16 protein-coding genes and 2 pseudogenes are annotated in these 12,785 nt (G+C 62.4%); 10 read left to right on the top strand and 8 right to left on the bottom strand.

Going from position 1 to position 12,785, the window contains the following annotated elements; translation table 11 throughout:
- Nucleotides 1-44: 44 nt before the first annotated feature.
- Nucleotides 45-1,250, top strand: coding sequence for an ABC transporter substrate-binding protein (locus tag AB3L03_RS32895; RefSeq protein ID WP_368507788.1), 1,206 nt, complete (start codon nucleotides 45-47; stop codon nucleotides 1,248-1,250).
- 227 nt (nucleotides 1,251-1,477) lie between these two features.
- Here AB3L03_RS32895 and AB3L03_RS32900 read toward each other — a convergent pair whose 3' ends face one another.
- The 5 genes and pseudogenes from AB3L03_RS32900 to AB3L03_RS32920 all read right to left on the bottom strand — a co-directional run bounded on the left by AB3L03_RS32900 (nucleotide 1,478) and on the right by AB3L03_RS32920 (nucleotide 5,376).
- Nucleotides 1,478-2,134, bottom strand: coding sequence for a hypothetical protein (locus AB3L03_RS32900; RefSeq protein WP_368507789.1), 657 nt, complete (start codon nucleotides 2,132-2,134; stop codon nucleotides 1,478-1,480).
- Nucleotides 2,135-2,169: 35 nt separating this feature from the next.
- Nucleotides 2,170-3,118 (bottom strand): annotated as a pseudogene (gene ligD / locus AB3L03_RS32905) (non-homologous end-joining DNA ligase).
- Between the two features lie 11 nt (nucleotides 3,119-3,129).
- Nucleotides 3,130-3,567 carry an MOSC domain-containing protein gene (locus AB3L03_RS32910; protein ID WP_368507790.1) on the bottom strand — a complete coding sequence of 146 codons (438 nt, stop codon included), beginning with the start codon at nucleotides 3,565-3,567 and terminating at the stop codon, nucleotides 3,130-3,132.
- Nucleotides 3,533-3,802 (bottom strand): hypothetical protein, encoded by a 270-nt coding sequence (locus AB3L03_RS32915; protein WP_368507791.1) that lies wholly within the window; start codon nucleotides 3,800-3,802, stop codon nucleotides 3,533-3,535. Before AB3L03_RS32915 ends, AB3L03_RS32910 begins: the two co-directional genes overlap by 35 nt.
- On the bottom strand, nucleotides 3,802-5,376 hold the full coding sequence (locus AB3L03_RS32920; RefSeq protein WP_368507792.1) for a helix-hairpin-helix domain-containing protein: 1,575 nt from the start codon (nucleotides 5,374-5,376) through the stop codon (nucleotides 3,802-3,804). Before AB3L03_RS32920 ends, AB3L03_RS32915 begins: the two co-directional genes overlap by 1 nt.
- 520 nt (nucleotides 5,377-5,896) lie before the next feature.
- Here AB3L03_RS32920 and AB3L03_RS32925 point away from each other — a divergent pair.
- Together AB3L03_RS32925 and AB3L03_RS32930 are read left to right on the top strand one after the other, a co-directional pair.
- Nucleotides 5,897-6,082 carry a hypothetical protein gene (locus tag AB3L03_RS32925; RefSeq protein ID WP_368507793.1) on the top strand — a complete coding sequence of 62 codons (186 nt, stop codon included), beginning with the start codon at nucleotides 5,897-5,899 and terminating at the stop codon, nucleotides 6,080-6,082.
- A gap of 359 nt (nucleotides 6,083-6,441) precedes the next feature.
- Nucleotides 6,442-6,624: a DUF3606 domain-containing protein gene (locus tag AB3L03_RS32930; protein ID WP_368507794.1), complete on the top strand. Its 183-nt coding sequence runs from the start codon at nucleotides 6,442-6,444 to the stop codon at nucleotides 6,622-6,624.
- A gap of 23 nt (nucleotides 6,625-6,647) precedes the next feature.
- Here the strand turns inward: AB3L03_RS32930 and AB3L03_RS32935 are convergent, their stop codons facing one another.
- Nucleotides 6,648-7,547, bottom strand: a complete 900-nt coding sequence (locus AB3L03_RS32935) for a 3'-5' exonuclease (protein WP_368507795.1) — start codon at nucleotides 7,545-7,547, stop codon at nucleotides 6,648-6,650.
- A gap of 295 nt (nucleotides 7,548-7,842) precedes the next feature.
- Between AB3L03_RS32935 and AB3L03_RS32940 the strand changes: the two genes are divergently transcribed.
- Nucleotides 7,843-8,448, top strand: coding sequence for a hypothetical protein (locus tag AB3L03_RS32940; RefSeq protein WP_368507796.1), 606 nt, complete (start codon nucleotides 7,843-7,845; stop codon nucleotides 8,446-8,448).
- A gap of 327 nt (nucleotides 8,449-8,775) precedes the next feature.
- Here AB3L03_RS32940 and AB3L03_RS32945 read toward each other — a convergent pair whose 3' ends face one another.
- Entirely contained in the window at nucleotides 8,776-8,937 is a 162-nt protein-coding gene (locus AB3L03_RS32945; protein WP_368507797.1) for a hypothetical protein, read from the bottom strand.
- Between the two features lie 161 nt (nucleotides 8,938-9,098).
- Here AB3L03_RS32945 and AB3L03_RS32950 point away from each other — a divergent pair, with 161 nt between their 5' ends.
- The 3 genes from AB3L03_RS32950 (at nucleotide 9,099) to AB3L03_RS32960 (ending at nucleotide 10,772) form a co-directional block, all read left to right on the top strand.
- On the top strand, nucleotides 9,099-9,275 hold the full coding sequence (locus AB3L03_RS32950; protein WP_161494813.1) for a hypothetical protein: 177 nt from the start codon (nucleotides 9,099-9,101) through the stop codon (nucleotides 9,273-9,275).
- Between the two features lie 32 nt (nucleotides 9,276-9,307).
- Nucleotides 9,308-9,694 (top strand): response regulator, encoded by a 387-nt coding sequence (locus AB3L03_RS32955; protein WP_368507798.1) that lies wholly within the window; start codon nucleotides 9,308-9,310, stop codon nucleotides 9,692-9,694.
- Between the two features lie 613 nt (nucleotides 9,695-10,307).
- Complete coding sequence (locus tag AB3L03_RS32960; RefSeq protein WP_368507799.1) at nucleotides 10,308-10,772, top strand: hypothetical protein; 465 nt, start codon at nucleotides 10,308-10,310, stop codon at nucleotides 10,770-10,772.
- 43 nt (nucleotides 10,773-10,815) lie between these two features.
- Here the strand turns inward: AB3L03_RS32960 and AB3L03_RS32965 are convergent.
- Nucleotides 10,816-11,053, bottom strand: a pseudogene (locus AB3L03_RS32965) (hypothetical protein).
- A gap of 336 nt (nucleotides 11,054-11,389) precedes the next feature.
- On the opposite strand from AB3L03_RS32965, the gene AB3L03_RS32970 reads away from it, so the two are divergent.
- Genes AB3L03_RS32970 through AB3L03_RS32980 form a run of 3 tightly spaced genes read left to right on the top strand, consistent with a single transcriptional unit; the run spans nucleotide 11,390 to nucleotide 12,638 of the window.
- Nucleotides 11,390-11,707 carry an ArsR/SmtB family transcription factor gene (locus tag AB3L03_RS32970; RefSeq protein ID WP_368507800.1) on the top strand — a complete coding sequence of 106 codons (318 nt, stop codon included), beginning with the start codon at nucleotides 11,390-11,392 and terminating at the stop codon, nucleotides 11,705-11,707.
- Nucleotides 11,704-12,189, top strand: a complete 486-nt coding sequence (locus AB3L03_RS32975; RefSeq protein WP_368507801.1) for an SRPBCC family protein — start codon at nucleotides 11,704-11,706, stop codon at nucleotides 12,187-12,189. Before AB3L03_RS32970 ends, AB3L03_RS32975 begins: the two co-directional genes overlap by 4 nt.
- Before the next feature lie 35 nt (nucleotides 12,190-12,224).
- Nucleotides 12,225-12,638 carry an MAPEG family protein gene (locus tag AB3L03_RS32980; RefSeq protein WP_368507802.1) on the top strand — a complete coding sequence of 138 codons (414 nt, stop codon included), beginning with the start codon at nucleotides 12,225-12,227 and terminating at the stop codon, nucleotides 12,636-12,638.
- Nucleotides 12,639-12,785: the final 147 nt, after the last annotated feature.

Below are 12,785 nucleotides of genomic sequence, written 5' to 3' on the forward strand. Positions count from 1 at the left end.
AGTCTTAAGACCTCGCGCTGAAATCAAAAAAGGAGGAACGTAAAATGAAATACATTGCGGTAAGAACGTTTGAATTATTGCTTGCAGCGTCAATGGCGGTGACGACTGCACACGCGGCCGAAAACAAGGTTGTGATCGGCGATATAGACGACATGTCCGGCCTCTATGCCGACGTGATCGGCCCCGGCGGCGTCGAGGCGGCCAAGATGGCGATCGAGGATTTTGGCGGCAGCGTGCTAGGTAACAAGATCGAGATCATGGTCTCCGATCACCAGAACAAGCCCGACGTCGGAGCGCAAAAATTTCGCGAATGGGCCGATCGCGACGGCGTTACGATGATTCTCGGCGGATCGAACACGGGAGTTAGCCTGGCGATGAACAATGTGGCCAAGGAGAAGAAAATTCCGTTCATCGCTATCGGCGCAGCCGGCGCATCACTGACCGGCAAGGACTGCACACCCTATACGGTGCACTACGTCTACGACACGGCGGCGCTCGGCAACGGTACGGCCAAAACCATAGTGAAGCAGGGCGGTAAAACCTGGTTCTTCCTCACCGCCGACTACGCCTTTGGCACCCAGTTGCAGGAGTCCGCCTCGAAGGTCGTCGAGGCCAATGGCGGCAAGGTCACTGGCGCCGTGCGCGTTCCGCTCTCCACGTCGGATTTCTCGAGCTATCTGCTACAGGCGCAAAATGCGGGTGCGCAGGTGCTTGGACTGGCCAATGCCGGCAACGACTTCACTAACTCAATCAAGGCTGCCGACGAGTTCGGCATCGCCAGGACAATGAAGCCCGCCGCATTGCTCGCCTTCATCAGCGACATTCACAGCCTCGGTCTCAAGACCGCACAGGGCCTCTACCTCACCACGGGCTGGTATTGGGATCTCAACGACAAGACCCGCACCTTTGCCAAGCGCTACTATGAGAAGACGAAGCGCGAGCCCACTATGAATCAGGCGGGCTATTATTCGGCGACGATGACCTATCTCAACGCGGTCAAGGCTGTCGGCTCCACCAATTCAGATAAGGTGATGGCCGAGCTCAAGAAGATGAAGATCGACGACATGTTCACCAGCAACGGCAAGATCCGTGCCGACGGCCTGATGGAGCATGAGATGTATATCATGCAGGTCAAGAAACCCGAGGAATCCAAACAGCCTTGGGACTACTACAAACTGGTTCACACTATGTCGGGCGAAGAAGCATTCGGGAAGTTGTCCGACTCCGCCTGTCCGCTGGTTGCACACTGATAGTGGTGTTGCAATCGCTTGGTCGCAGGGAGGAGCGCACCCGCAGGTGCGCTCTTGTTGGAGTGCGGAATGCGAGCGCCTTTCCGCCGTTCACGCAGCGTTGCATATAACTCGGATCGCTGCGCCCGCAAAACGCCCACTTCCCGCTTTGCCGACGAGAGCACCAGCCGAGGCGTGCCTGGAGGCATCGAGGAGGACGCAGGCGTCCGGAGACTGGGTACGCCAGGCTAGGCGGGCACCTTCAGAGAATTGAGACGCTTGCGGAGAAATGCCAGCACCACGATCTCGTCGGAAGTGAGCTTGGCGTACTGGCGCTTGAACTTCTGCGCGATCTTGGCATCAATCATCTTCACGAGGTCACCGGACATGTAGGCGTTCAGGACTTCCGGGTGCACGTAGCACTTGCGGCAGATGGCCGGTGTGTTGCCGAGCTGCTTCGGGACGCTTTCGATCGCGGCGACGATGTTGCGCTTCGCCTCGGCCTGGCTATCGTACTTCTTGAATTCGGCAAGTGCCAACGCCGCCAGAACGGTTCCCGCCCAAGTTCGAAAATCCTTGGCGCTGAAGTCCTCGTCCGTGATGTCCTTTATGTAGGCGTTGACGTCGCCGGAATCGATCGTGCGGGGCTGTCCGTCGTCGTCCAGGTACTTGAAGAGCTCATGTCCCGGGATCTCCGCGCAGCGCTTCACGATCGCGGCTATCCGCTTGTCCTCGACGCGAAGCTTCCACTGTTTGCCCGACTTGCCCCTGAAGTCGAAACGAAGGACGCCGCGCCCGACCTCGACGTGCTTGCGGCGCATGGTCAGGTCGTTTGGACCTGTACGCAAGGCGCTCGGGCTGCCGCCCCTACCGCCGTGGCCTTCGGCGTCCGAGCGCGCCGCCATCTGAACTCCAGATCGAACGTTTCGTCTCGGCTGCACTATTTTCGCGACCACTTCTTTTCGCGAACGACGTCCTTGGCCAATTTGTCCGACCTCAGGCCGAGATAGACCGGCTGGCGCAGCTCGCCCTTGCTGGTCCACTCCGCGAATTTCACTTCCGCGACCAAGGAAGGACGCACCCAGGTCGTAACCCGCTCATTTTTCACCTTGCCAGGGAAGGGCGACTTGGCTGTCTTCAGCCTCACGAGCTTGCCGTGAAGCTCTTCGAGAACTTGGTGGCTGAAGCCGGTGCCGACGTGGCCGATGTACCGCCATGCATCGTCGTCGCGTACCGCCAGCACGAGGGCGCCGAAGAAGGGCCGGGTTCGCCTCGGCGCCGTGAAGCCGGCGATCACTACCTCCTGCCGCTGTGCCGTCTTTACCTCAGCCAATCGGCGGTCCGGCGTCCGGACGCGTACGGGCTGTCGGCGCGCTTGGCCATGACGCCTTCGAGATGTCTCAGATCGGCTTCTCTGCAAAGAATTTTGTGCCGCTGCCCTTGCGGTGCTTGCTGAACGCGGTCAGCTTGTGGCGTGGCAGGAGGGCCTTGAGCCGCTTCTTGCGCTCGAGAAGCGGCAGCGCCCGCAGGTCCTCGCCGGCTGCGAACATGAGGTCGAACGCGCAGTACAAAAGCTTGGCCTCGTGACGCAGGGCGTTTTGAAGCAACTGGAAATGGGATACGCCGTCCTTCCCGATCGCAACGAGCTCGCCATCGATCACGGCGTCCGCCTTCACTCCCTCGAGTGCTTTCGCGACCTCGACATAGGAGTGGCTGATGATCTTCCCGTTCCGGCTGTAGAGCGCGACCCGACCACGCCGGATTTCCGCGACCATGCGGAAACCATCGAATTTGTCCTCGAAGATCCAATCGGGATCGTCGAACGGCGCACCCGTGAGCGTGGCCAACATGGGTTGCAGGCGATAAGGCAGGGTCGATTTGCGGGCCATGTAGGCTCTTTCTACACGGCCGGCAGAGGCCGAAACGAGAAGGACGGAGGGCGAGCCCGCGCGGTATCACCAGCCGCGACCATCCCGCCGGCCCGTACCACGCCCAGCACCCCAGATTTGAACGGAGGGCCCGTTTCCGCCGACGAGAGCACCTGTTGCTTAAGGCCGGGCTGGAAGCGGTCGATCAGAACGCAAGGCGTCCGGAGGCCGGTCAGCTCCACGATCGCCGTTGGTCCAAGCTCGATGAGCGTCCGGAGAGGCATCCGCTCAAGGTCCAGACCGGCAGTGGTGACATTCTCGCCCAGGTCCCCCGCTGCGACCCGGAAGCCGGCATCCGAAAGGGATGCAAAGAGCTCGGCCGGGATGAGGTGCACCTGGTGGAGATTGGGTAGGCGCGGCTGCCCGGCGGCCGGGCTACGAAATCGACATCGAGAAGGTGCTGCGGGCATGCGCCAGGCATGACCTCGTCGTCGAGATCAACGCCCATCCATGGCGCCTCGACCTGGATTGGCGGCGGGCGAGATACCGGTGCTTGACGAACGCGCCAGCGTGGGCGTCGCCTTCGACGCCATCGCCTTCCACCAGCATGATCCAGTCCTGCGGCGGTTTGCTGAAGTGGTGAGCGCGATCGGCGGCAACTGCGACCACGGTGCCCTGCAGCGAGAAGCCGTGCCCTTGGAGCATCAGGCCGCCCGGGCGAACGAGCGCCGCTTCTGGCGGAGGTAGCGCGTGATCTCCGGAAGAGCCATCGCGTTCAGGACCCGGTCGGCGGGGACACCGCCCTTCCGAGCCATCTCGACGCCCCAGTGCATGTGGTCGAGTTCGGGGATCGAGTGCGCGTCCGGATTGATGCTCATCAAGCAGCCGAACTCAAGGGCGGCCTGGTGCCAGCGCTGCAGCTGCCGCCCGGTCATATGGCCTATGATGGTGGTGTGGGGATCGGAGATCGCACGAAGCAGGCGCTGCGTCTGCGCCTTGCGGTCGAGTTTGAAACGGCCGTGGATGCTCGCGACCACGAAGTCGAAGCGCTGCAGCACGTCGTCCGCATAGTCCAGCGAGCCGTCGGCCAGAATGTCGGACTCGATGCCTTTCAGGATCCGGAAATCCTTGCCGAAGCGCTTGTTCAACCGGTCCGCGTCCCGGTGCTGCTGCGCGATCTCTTCCTCCGAGAGACCGCCTGCGTAGTGCGCGGACTTGGAGTGGTCGGCGACCCCGAAATACTCGAAGCCGCGCTGGCGCGTCGCCTTGGCCATCGTCTCCAAGGTCTCCGTGCCGTCGGAGGCATCGGTGTGGCAATGAAGGATTCCGCGCAGGTCCTTGTCAGTGACGAGTTTCGGCAACTTGCCCCTCAGCGCCAGCTCGACCTCGCCGCGGCCCTCACGGAGTTCAGGATCGATGAACGGCAGGCCGAGGGCACTATAGATCTGGGCCTCGTCGCCGGCGATCAGGGTGCGACCCTTGTGCAGCCCGTCGCTCTCCAGCCGCATTCCTTTCTCCGCGGCCAAAGCCTGGAGCCTCTCGATGTGAGCGGCTGAGCCGGTGCCGAAAAGAAGGGCGGCGCCGAAGTGGTTGCGGTCGGACAAGCGGATTTGCAGTCCGTCCGCCGCCGAAGCATTCGCGGCCCTCTCGATCTTGGCAGCCTCCGCGACGATCGTGAGGTCGCCGACGAGTTCGCAGCCGCGGCGGAAGTCGCCTGCGATCGTCACCCGCTTGAGCTCCGGCCGGGCCTTCCGCAGCGAGTCCTTGGCGTGCGCGAGCAGGGCGGCGGCACGGTGCAGATTGAGGCGACCTTCTCCACTTTTGGCGATGGCCAGATTTTGCAGGATCTTGGTCTGCAGCGCGGCGCCGAGGCCTTTGGCCTTCTTGATACGGTCGTCCTTGGCGGCGGCCTCCAACTCGGCGAGCGAGGTGATGCCGAGATCCTTGTAGAGCCGCAGCACCTTCTCGGGGCGGAGGCCGGGAACGGCGAGCATCTCGAGCACGCCCTCGGGTATCTCCTTCCGGAGCTTCTCAAGGCTCGGATCGGTGCCCGTCTTGTGCAGCTTGGTGATGATGTCAGCAATGGCATCGCCGACGCCGGGGATTTCGGTCAGTCGGTCTTCGGCGATGAACACGTCCAGAGGGACGGCAAGGGCCGCCAGGCTGTCTGCGGCCCGCGTGTAGGCTTTAGCCCTGTAGGGATTGCCGCCACGCAACGCCGTCCGCTGTGCGTATTCTCGCAGGAGACTGACGATTGCGCGAGTGTCGACGGAAGCCAATCAACGAGCCTCCCGTTCCGCGCCCGGCCTCACCGGAGCAAAGGCTCGTTTAGCGGGTGGGCGGTCATCGCGCCGGCGATCGAGAGATGCATCAAGTTTCTGCGCTGCCCGGAAGTCCTCAAGGTGTTGCGTGTTCGGGCTATAAGCGGCCTCCTTCTTGAGGAGATTGTAAATTCGCCCCGCAACCAGCTGCAGATGCTTCATTCTGCCGCGCGGCATCGATCGGGCTTTCCAAAGAGCCCGGACGGGATAGGCGCGGAAGTAATCGAAAGCGTCAGACATCATGTCAGTAAACGCTGGCAATCGCCTCTAGTTCAGTCGGCATCGGTCAGGGAGTGAGGGGCGCTGGGGTCGTCATTGAGGAACTGGGGGCCCCCATTTGCGATCCAAGAACGCGGACCGAGGGGCGTTTGCCGGAACACCTCACCGCTCCCGAGGTTACAATAGCCGTGAGTAAGGTAGGCGGACTGCTCGCCGTCGGCCCTAACCCGGCGGGAAGCCGGGGGTCATCAGCCCCCAATTGGCGACCCTGAAGGGCAAGGCGCCTTCGGGAGCGCAGTGGATTCACGAAATCAAATACGACGGCTGTCGCATCCAGCTGCGGATCGACGGCGACGACCGCCGAGCCTACACGCGCAACGGCTACAATTGTATCAGCAAGTTCTCAAGGATTGCTGCCGCCTTCGATACCCGCTCCGGGCGATAGGGCGCATCTACACGCTTGGATACGATGCCCTCGTAGTTCAACTTGCTGGCGGCGGCGAATAGCGCCTGGCGATCCCGATAGAATCTTCAATGGGCATCGATGTTTCGGGAGTACGGGGCGAAATGGGGTGAAGGCATCGTGGCTTGGGACGGCCTGTTGCTCGACGGATGGACTCCCATCATGCATGGCCACCCAAGCGGCCACTAAGAGCCGCTAGGCAGACTAGTCGTCCATGTCTCTGGCCCAGGTGAACCGATATGTCGCTGTACGGTCGCTCGACTCGGCCGCAACAGCTTCTTTGCAGGAACTTGGCGAATCCTTGAAGCGTTGCACGCCACAGACGGCAGAAGGAGGAGCACATGCCAGCGAAGAAGAAGACCGCGCGTGGACGCAAGCAGGACCGCGCCCGCGTGGCGAAAGGTCAGGACTACGAAGTGCGATACGAAGCCAAGAAGAGCGGCCGTTCGGCCTCTTCGGTGAAGAAGGCCGTGAAGAAGGTCGGCAATAGCCGCAAGCGTGTCGAGAAGCGTCTCGCCCGCTAGGCAGAGGCGGCCAAACAGAATCGTCAGATCTGGCTGGAAAACCGGGTGAATGCGGTCAGGGTCTGCAGGCGCGGTTCGACCTCGCGAAGATAGATCTCGGTCCGCAGGAACGTGAGCTCGTCATCGAGCGCGGTCTCGCAGACGTCGACGTGCCAGGATTTCGGCCGACCGTCGCTGCCGTCGTTCCATCGATAGCCGCGGCGCTTCAGCGAGTCCTTGAGCTCGAACGGCGACTGTTCGGCCCAGATCCGGACGGTCTTCTGTCGTGCGGTCTCGAGCAGGACGGCGAGCGCGGGCGCGCCGCTCGTTGGTAGGTCGAAGTCCAAGATCTCGAGCAGCGCGTGACAGTCGTCAAGGGCGCGGTGCGCCTGGTGAAAATAGCCGGCGCCATTCAGCAGGTAGCCGAGCTTCGCTCCATCGAAGCCGTGCTGCCGCCAATCGACCTCGGTCGCGGAGCATGCCCACGCCTTCCGCTCGAAGACGGGCCAGTAGCGCTCGGCAAATTTGCGATCGAATCCACTGTTATGCGCGATGACCAGGACCACGGAATCATCGACGAAGGCATTCACGGCCGCCTCGTCGATTTTGTGACCTGCCACCATATCATCGGTGATGCCGGTGAGCGCGGTCACCTCGGGTGGGATCGGCGCAGTGGGCTCGTTGAAGGCGGAGAAAGTATCCCTGACCCCGACGATCCTGCCATCCGGGGTGTAATCGAATTTGACCATCCCGAGCTCGATGATCTCGTGCGTGGCGTGATCAAGACCGGTCGTCTCGGTGTCGAGCAGGATGCCGATCTTGGTTTCCCGTCCGGAGGCCGGCATCGACGTCGGCCGCGGCACCAGGCGCCGCAGCACCCGGTAGTCCGTCGACTGGCTCAAGGCCTCGGCCATCGCGGCCAGATCCGATGCGTCTTGAAACATCTCTTCTCGTGGTGAGCCGACGAGGTAGTCCTGTGAGGCCCCACAATATCGGGAGCGCCGGTCACGGGATATCTGAAAGACAAGCAATTCACGGGCTTTTCGGGCGTGTCGGAGCAGTTGGGTCGTCTTGCAGGTGCGCTCGCGCGAGCGCGGCTGCCGAGCGCGAGCGGTACGATGTGGCGCAGTCGGGCCCCTGCCAAGGCGCCGCCGCTGAGCCATCTTCGCCGCTGTTTAGCGCGCTGAAGGCTGGTCGCACCACGGCTCGTTAACGCTGTGGCGTGTAGGTTTCGGGGCCATGCAGTACACGGACGGTTCATTCGCCGATGTGAAGTCTATCAGTCAGCAGGCCATGTGCCGGTACTGGGCACGCACGGCCGGCGATCTGCGCTTCCCTTCGCTCGATCAGTTCAGGCCGGAAGCGCGCCTGCATGATCCAAAACAACTGATCATCTGGAGTGTTGAGCGCCGGGCAGACGGGCACACGTTTCGAGCGCTTTACCAAGGCGCCAGCGTAGGAGAGGTCTTCAATTCGAGCTGGGCCGGGAAATCGATGGACGAGGTTCTGCCGCCGGCGTTGAAGGAGTTCGGTCTAGCCGCCGCCGAACAATGCGTGTCCAGCGGCTGCGCCATCTACAATGTGTTTTCGACTTACAACAGCGGCGGCCATGCGATCGATTGCGAGCGGTTGCTCCTGCCTTTGGGAAGGGAAGGCCGGGTCGAGCAAATGGTTGGGTCGCTTCAACTGATCAGCATGGCGGGATCGTTCAACCGCGAGACGGTCATCCGACACTTCGAATGGAAAACGGACGTATCCTGCGCAATCCGCATCTACGCTTCAGGCGGTCTCCGGCAATCATCGCAATCGACACGCGAGGAGCGGGAAGCGCACCGCACTTCTTAGCCGGATGCGCGGCTAAGAATGGGGCCCGCCGGGCGGGCATCTCCAGACGGCTCGACAGCCCCGGCGTATGGTGCCGACCCGGATTGCTACGGTCCCACTGGGGCGTGATCGTTTACGATCTGCAGCTATAATTGCACGCTGGGAACGCGTAGGGATCGGTTGAGACGGCAGACGGCGGCGAAGCCGCTTGTCTCACGGGAAGCGTGCCGACACCCGGTTAAGGATCCGTGTTGCGGTCGGGGGTGACCATTTGCCTGGGAAGCTCGCGGACTGGGCTCCACGGCTCAGGCCGGGGCTGCGCGTCCGAGTGCGTGCTGCATCACTAGCCTAGTTTGCGGGCGGCTCTTCCGAGTCGCGCAGGCGATCGAGCAGGGATTTCAGGAAAGGCGGAAGTTCCGTCTCCAGCCCCATGATGTGCTGCAGGCGTTCTCCTACCTCGGCGGCGACGGCGCGGCCGGGTAGCTCGTCTGGGCTGACCGGATTCCTCATTGGCGCCGGCTATCCTCCTCGTCTTTGCCAACATTCGGCACAAGGAATCGTTCGGCGGGTCCGGCCCGAAATGTTCACTTTTGTACATTTCGCGGGAACGAGTCGCGGACGTTGTACTTTCCTTTTTGGGTGTGGGCGCGTGGTCCGTGCGTGGTGGAGACGTGGCGGGACAAGAGTATTTCAACCGGCAGGCTGCGACCCTGCTCAAATACGCGAAAGCGGTTGCCGATCCGGAGGTCGCAGCCGGCCTGGTCGAGAAGGCCGCCGACTTGAAGGAGCAGGCCGAACGACCTCGCGAGGATGCCGGTGACGAGGCGCCCGACGCCGCCGGCGGATAGTCGTTTCGGGCTGGTCGGCAATGGAGCCGTGAGTGACCGATCCCGTTCGCATTCTGGTGGCCGAGGATGAAGTCTCCATCCAGCAAATCGTCGAGGAGGCTCTCGCGGAGGGCGGATTCCAGGCCGACATCGCGCCATCCGGTGAAGAGGCGCTTTCCCGCTTCCAAGACGACGGCTCCGGATATCGCGCCTTGCTCACCGATATCGGCATCGGCGCCGGACTGAATGGCTGGGTCCTTGCTCGGCGGATCCGCGAGATCGATCCGGACTTTCCGATCGTTTACATGACTGGCGGGCACTCCGACGAATGGAAGTGGCAAGGCGTGCCGAACAGCATCCTCATCGAAAAACCGTTCGCGCCGGCGCAACTGGTCACGGCGATCTCGCAGCTTCTAAATGCGGGCTCGACGCCGGTCTGACGGGGCGCGCGGCCGCGCCGCCGACGTCAGAGCAGCGTGACGACCGCCACGACAATCGCCAGGCCTGCTGCCGTCACGCACCAGCACGACACTTCAAGGATTCGTATAACGCGCCCCCATTGAACCGTCCTGCCCGGCCACGAGCTTACAACGGGGAACCTTGCTGCCGGAACCGAAACCTTTTCATGCCCTCAGGAATTCAACACAGGGGCTTGAGCGGAAGGCGGTAGCGATGGCCCCTATGCCGATCAGCGACGTGGTTCTCACAGTATCCCTTATGACGGTCGCCTTCGTAGGTGAGGTCGCGGTCTTTGCTCTTCTTGGAATTTTCTAGGCGGCAGCGGCTCGGGCCCGGCGGCGATTGAGTGGAAGGCGCGATGTCGACTGTGCAAAGTCTGCTGGCACAGAAACAGCACTTGTAGAGCGCCTCGAATCCGATCCTGGTCCGAACGAGCGGGAGGAGATCGAGCGGCTTCTTGCGAAGATCGAGACCGCACTGAGGTTGCTGGATCCCGACGGCCCAGCCGGCGGAGGCGACTAGCGGTCGAAATGTCCGACTCTGGAACGTACTTGGCCTCGCCGGTTTTTCCCATCCTGACCGGAGGGAAGTGCGATGAAATCGACGATGGCCCTTGCGTTGGCACTCGCTGCCTCGACATCGACGGTTTTGGCGCAACCGGTCAGATGGACCAGGTACACGATTCCGCAGACCGGCACCGCGGTGGATTTCCCATCCTCTATCTTCACGGAAGAAGCCGGTCGCCCCGACGGGTACGGGCAGCGATTCCGAACCGCCGACGGGCGGGCCGACATCACCATCCAGGCCGCGCCCAACGTCGCGAACGATTCACCCGCTGCCTTTCTGGCAAGGAAGGGGCCGCCTCTGCGCATCCAATACAAGCGCGTGACACCGCGGTTCTTCGCGGTATCGAGCTACAAGGGCGACAAGGTCTGGTACGACCGCTGCAACTTCTCGGGGCGGCTGGTCCATTGCGTGCTGATCAATTATCCCGCCGAAGAAGAGCGCGCCTGGGACGATGTCGTCACCCGCATCAGCCTATCGCTCAGCGGCAAATAGTCGTCACCGGCTTTACGGAACCACGGGCTCCGCAGGCGCGCGCTCATAGCGCGCCGAGGTCGTCCGGCACGTCGCCGAACTTCCGGATCAGCTTGGCGTCCTGAACTTGCCGCTCGAAGGATCTCCCGTTCGCGAGAACGCGCTGGCGCCGGAATGGCCCGGCTTGCGTGAGAGCGCCTCCGCCGCATGACCGGGGCGTTGGCGCTCAGGCACTCCGCCGCCTCGCCGGCGGCCACGCCGTCGTCGGAGAAAACGAACGGCAGAGCGACATAGTAGGTCACATCGGACGTCTGGCTCGTCCTTGCGTTCGCGGGCCCTCGGAAGCCGTCCCGGGCGTAGCCGGTCGGCACCGTCGATCGGAGCTCGTCCAGTTGGTCCTCCAGAAACTCGGTCGTGAGCAGCAGGACCTTCACGGCTTCCCACGCGTCGCCGCCATTCGCCGCGATCGTCGGCGGCGGCATCAAGGCCGACGGGGGCCGGACCGGGTAGCTCCCGGGCATCCTCGTTAGCAACGCTTGACACGATGATCAGTGTACACTTATCATTAGTGATGGCTAATTATGCGCCGAACTGCCACGCAAGTTGCGGACCCACCGAGCATCGGGCGGCGGGTCGCTATGACTAAGGATAGCCTGCAACTAGCTGCGCTCGGAGATCCGACTCGCAGAAGGATTTTCGAGCTGGTCGGGGTACGACCACGCACGGTCGTTGAAATCACCCGCGAACTGACTGTTTCTCAATCGGCCGTCTCACAGCATCTCAAGGTGCTTCGGGAATCTCGCCTGGTTCGAGCTGAGCCGAAGGGAGCCAGCAACGTCTATCACATCGACCCAGCAGGGCTCGGCCAGATGCGCGCGTGGCTCGACCGATTCTGGAGCGGCACGCTGGCAGCTTACAAACAAGCCGTCGAGAAACCACCGGAGGTCTCCAGATGAACACACGCATATCGGCTGCGCCCGTAAAGCAGTCCATCGTTGTCGAGGCGCCGATCGAGCGCGCGTTCAAGGTCTTCACCGAAGAGTTCGGCAGCTTCAAGCCACGCGAGCACAATCTGCTCGCCGTCCGGATCGCAGAGACCGTCTTCGAACCTCGGGTGGGCGGAAGCATCTACGATCGGGGCATAGACGGCAGCGAATGCCGGTGGGCGCGTGTGTTGGCCTTTGACCCCCCCAATCGAGTCCTTCTAAGCTGGGACATCAGCCCGCGCTGGCAAATCGAGACCGATCCCTCGAAGACCAGTGAATGGGAGGTGCGGTTTATCGCGGAGACGCCAAGTCGGACCCGTTTGGAGTTGGAACACCGCCACCTCGAACGGCATGGCGAAGGCTGGGAAGGCGTTCGCAATAGCGTCGATAGTGATCAGGGCTGGCCGCTCTACCTACGGCAATACATCAAGCTGGTCGCCGGAGAGGCTTGAGACGCACTTTTCCGACGCGGATTCGTGGAGGCGCAATGGCTGCTTACTCTCTCAGTATCATCGGAGTGCTTGTCCTCTGCCTGTTGTCCATCGTGCTCGCGGTGTACTCGGGGTCGTCCAAAGGTCGGGCCGGGGCGCTCTCCGGACCGGTCCTGCCGGCGGACGACGACAACCTGCTCTACCGCATCGATCGCGTCCATATGAACTCGGTGGAGGCGATGGCGCCGTTGGCCATCGCCGCCGTACTGGCGATGATGGTCGGGGCCAGGCCATCGGTAGTTGCAGCCCTGGTGTGGATCTACGTCGCAATCCGTCTGATCCACATCGTAGTCTATTTGCGGGGAGGCAATGCCGCCAAAGGCGGGAGTGTCAGAACCATTCTGTATGTTTCAGGAGCACTCGTTAACGTCATTCTCATTGCCACTGCTGCCGTGGCAGCCATCGCCTAAATCGCCTGTTCTTGCGCGACACGACAGCAGGAGGAACCGGACCACCGCGGCGAAGGCCTGCGGGTGCGGTTCGCCGCCCAACTCGAGCAGTAGATGGCATTCGCGACTGCACAGCGCACGCCTCGACGATCCGGGTTGGATCCCACG

This window comes from Bradyrhizobium lupini, assembly GCF_040939785.1.
GTDB classification, from domain to species: domain Bacteria; phylum Pseudomonadota; class Alphaproteobacteria; order Rhizobiales; family Xanthobacteraceae; genus Bradyrhizobium; species Bradyrhizobium canariense_D.

What these genes read in the sequence shown, in the direction of transcription:
- AB3L03_RS32895 (WP_368507788.1), top strand. Translation starts at nt 45, where the DNA reads ATGAAATACATTGCGGTAAGAACGTTTGAATTATTGCTTGCAGCGTCA.
- AB3L03_RS32900 (WP_368507789.1), bottom strand. Translation starts at nt 2,134, where the DNA reads ATGGCGGCGCGCTCGGACGCCGAAGGCCACGGCGGTAGGGGCGGCAGC.
- AB3L03_RS32910 (WP_368507790.1), bottom strand. Translation starts at nt 3,567, where the DNA reads ATGCCCGCAGCACCTTCTCGATGTCGATTTCGTAGCCCGGCCGCCGGG.
- AB3L03_RS32915 (WP_368507791.1), bottom strand. Translation starts at nt 3,802, where the DNA reads ATGCTCCAAGGGCACGGCTTCTCGCTGCAGGGCACCGTGGTCGCAGTT.
- AB3L03_RS32930 (WP_368507794.1), top strand. Translation starts at nt 6,442, where the DNA reads ATGCCAGCGAAGAAGAAGACCGCGCGTGGACGCAAGCAGGACCGCGCC.
- AB3L03_RS32935 (WP_368507795.1), bottom strand. Translation starts at nt 7,547, where the DNA reads ATGTTTCAAGACGCATCGGATCTGGCCGCGATGGCCGAGGCCTTGAGC.
- AB3L03_RS32940 (WP_368507796.1), top strand. Translation starts at nt 7,843, where the DNA reads ATGCAGTACACGGACGGTTCATTCGCCGATGTGAAGTCTATCAGTCAG.
- AB3L03_RS32945 (WP_368507797.1), bottom strand. Translation starts at nt 8,937, where the DNA reads ATGAGGAATCCGGTCAGCCCAGACGAGCTACCCGGCCGCGCCGTCGCC.
- AB3L03_RS32960 (WP_368507799.1), top strand. Translation starts at nt 10,308, where the DNA reads ATGAAATCGACGATGGCCCTTGCGTTGGCACTCGCTGCCTCGACATCG.
- AB3L03_RS32970 (WP_368507800.1), top strand. Translation starts at nt 11,390, where the DNA reads ATGACTAAGGATAGCCTGCAACTAGCTGCGCTCGGAGATCCGACTCGC.
- AB3L03_RS32975 (WP_368507801.1), top strand. Translation starts at nt 11,704, where the DNA reads ATGAACACACGCATATCGGCTGCGCCCGTAAAGCAGTCCATCGTTGTC.
- AB3L03_RS32980 (WP_368507802.1), top strand. Translation starts at nt 12,225, where the DNA reads ATGGCTGCTTACTCTCTCAGTATCATCGGAGTGCTTGTCCTCTGCCTG.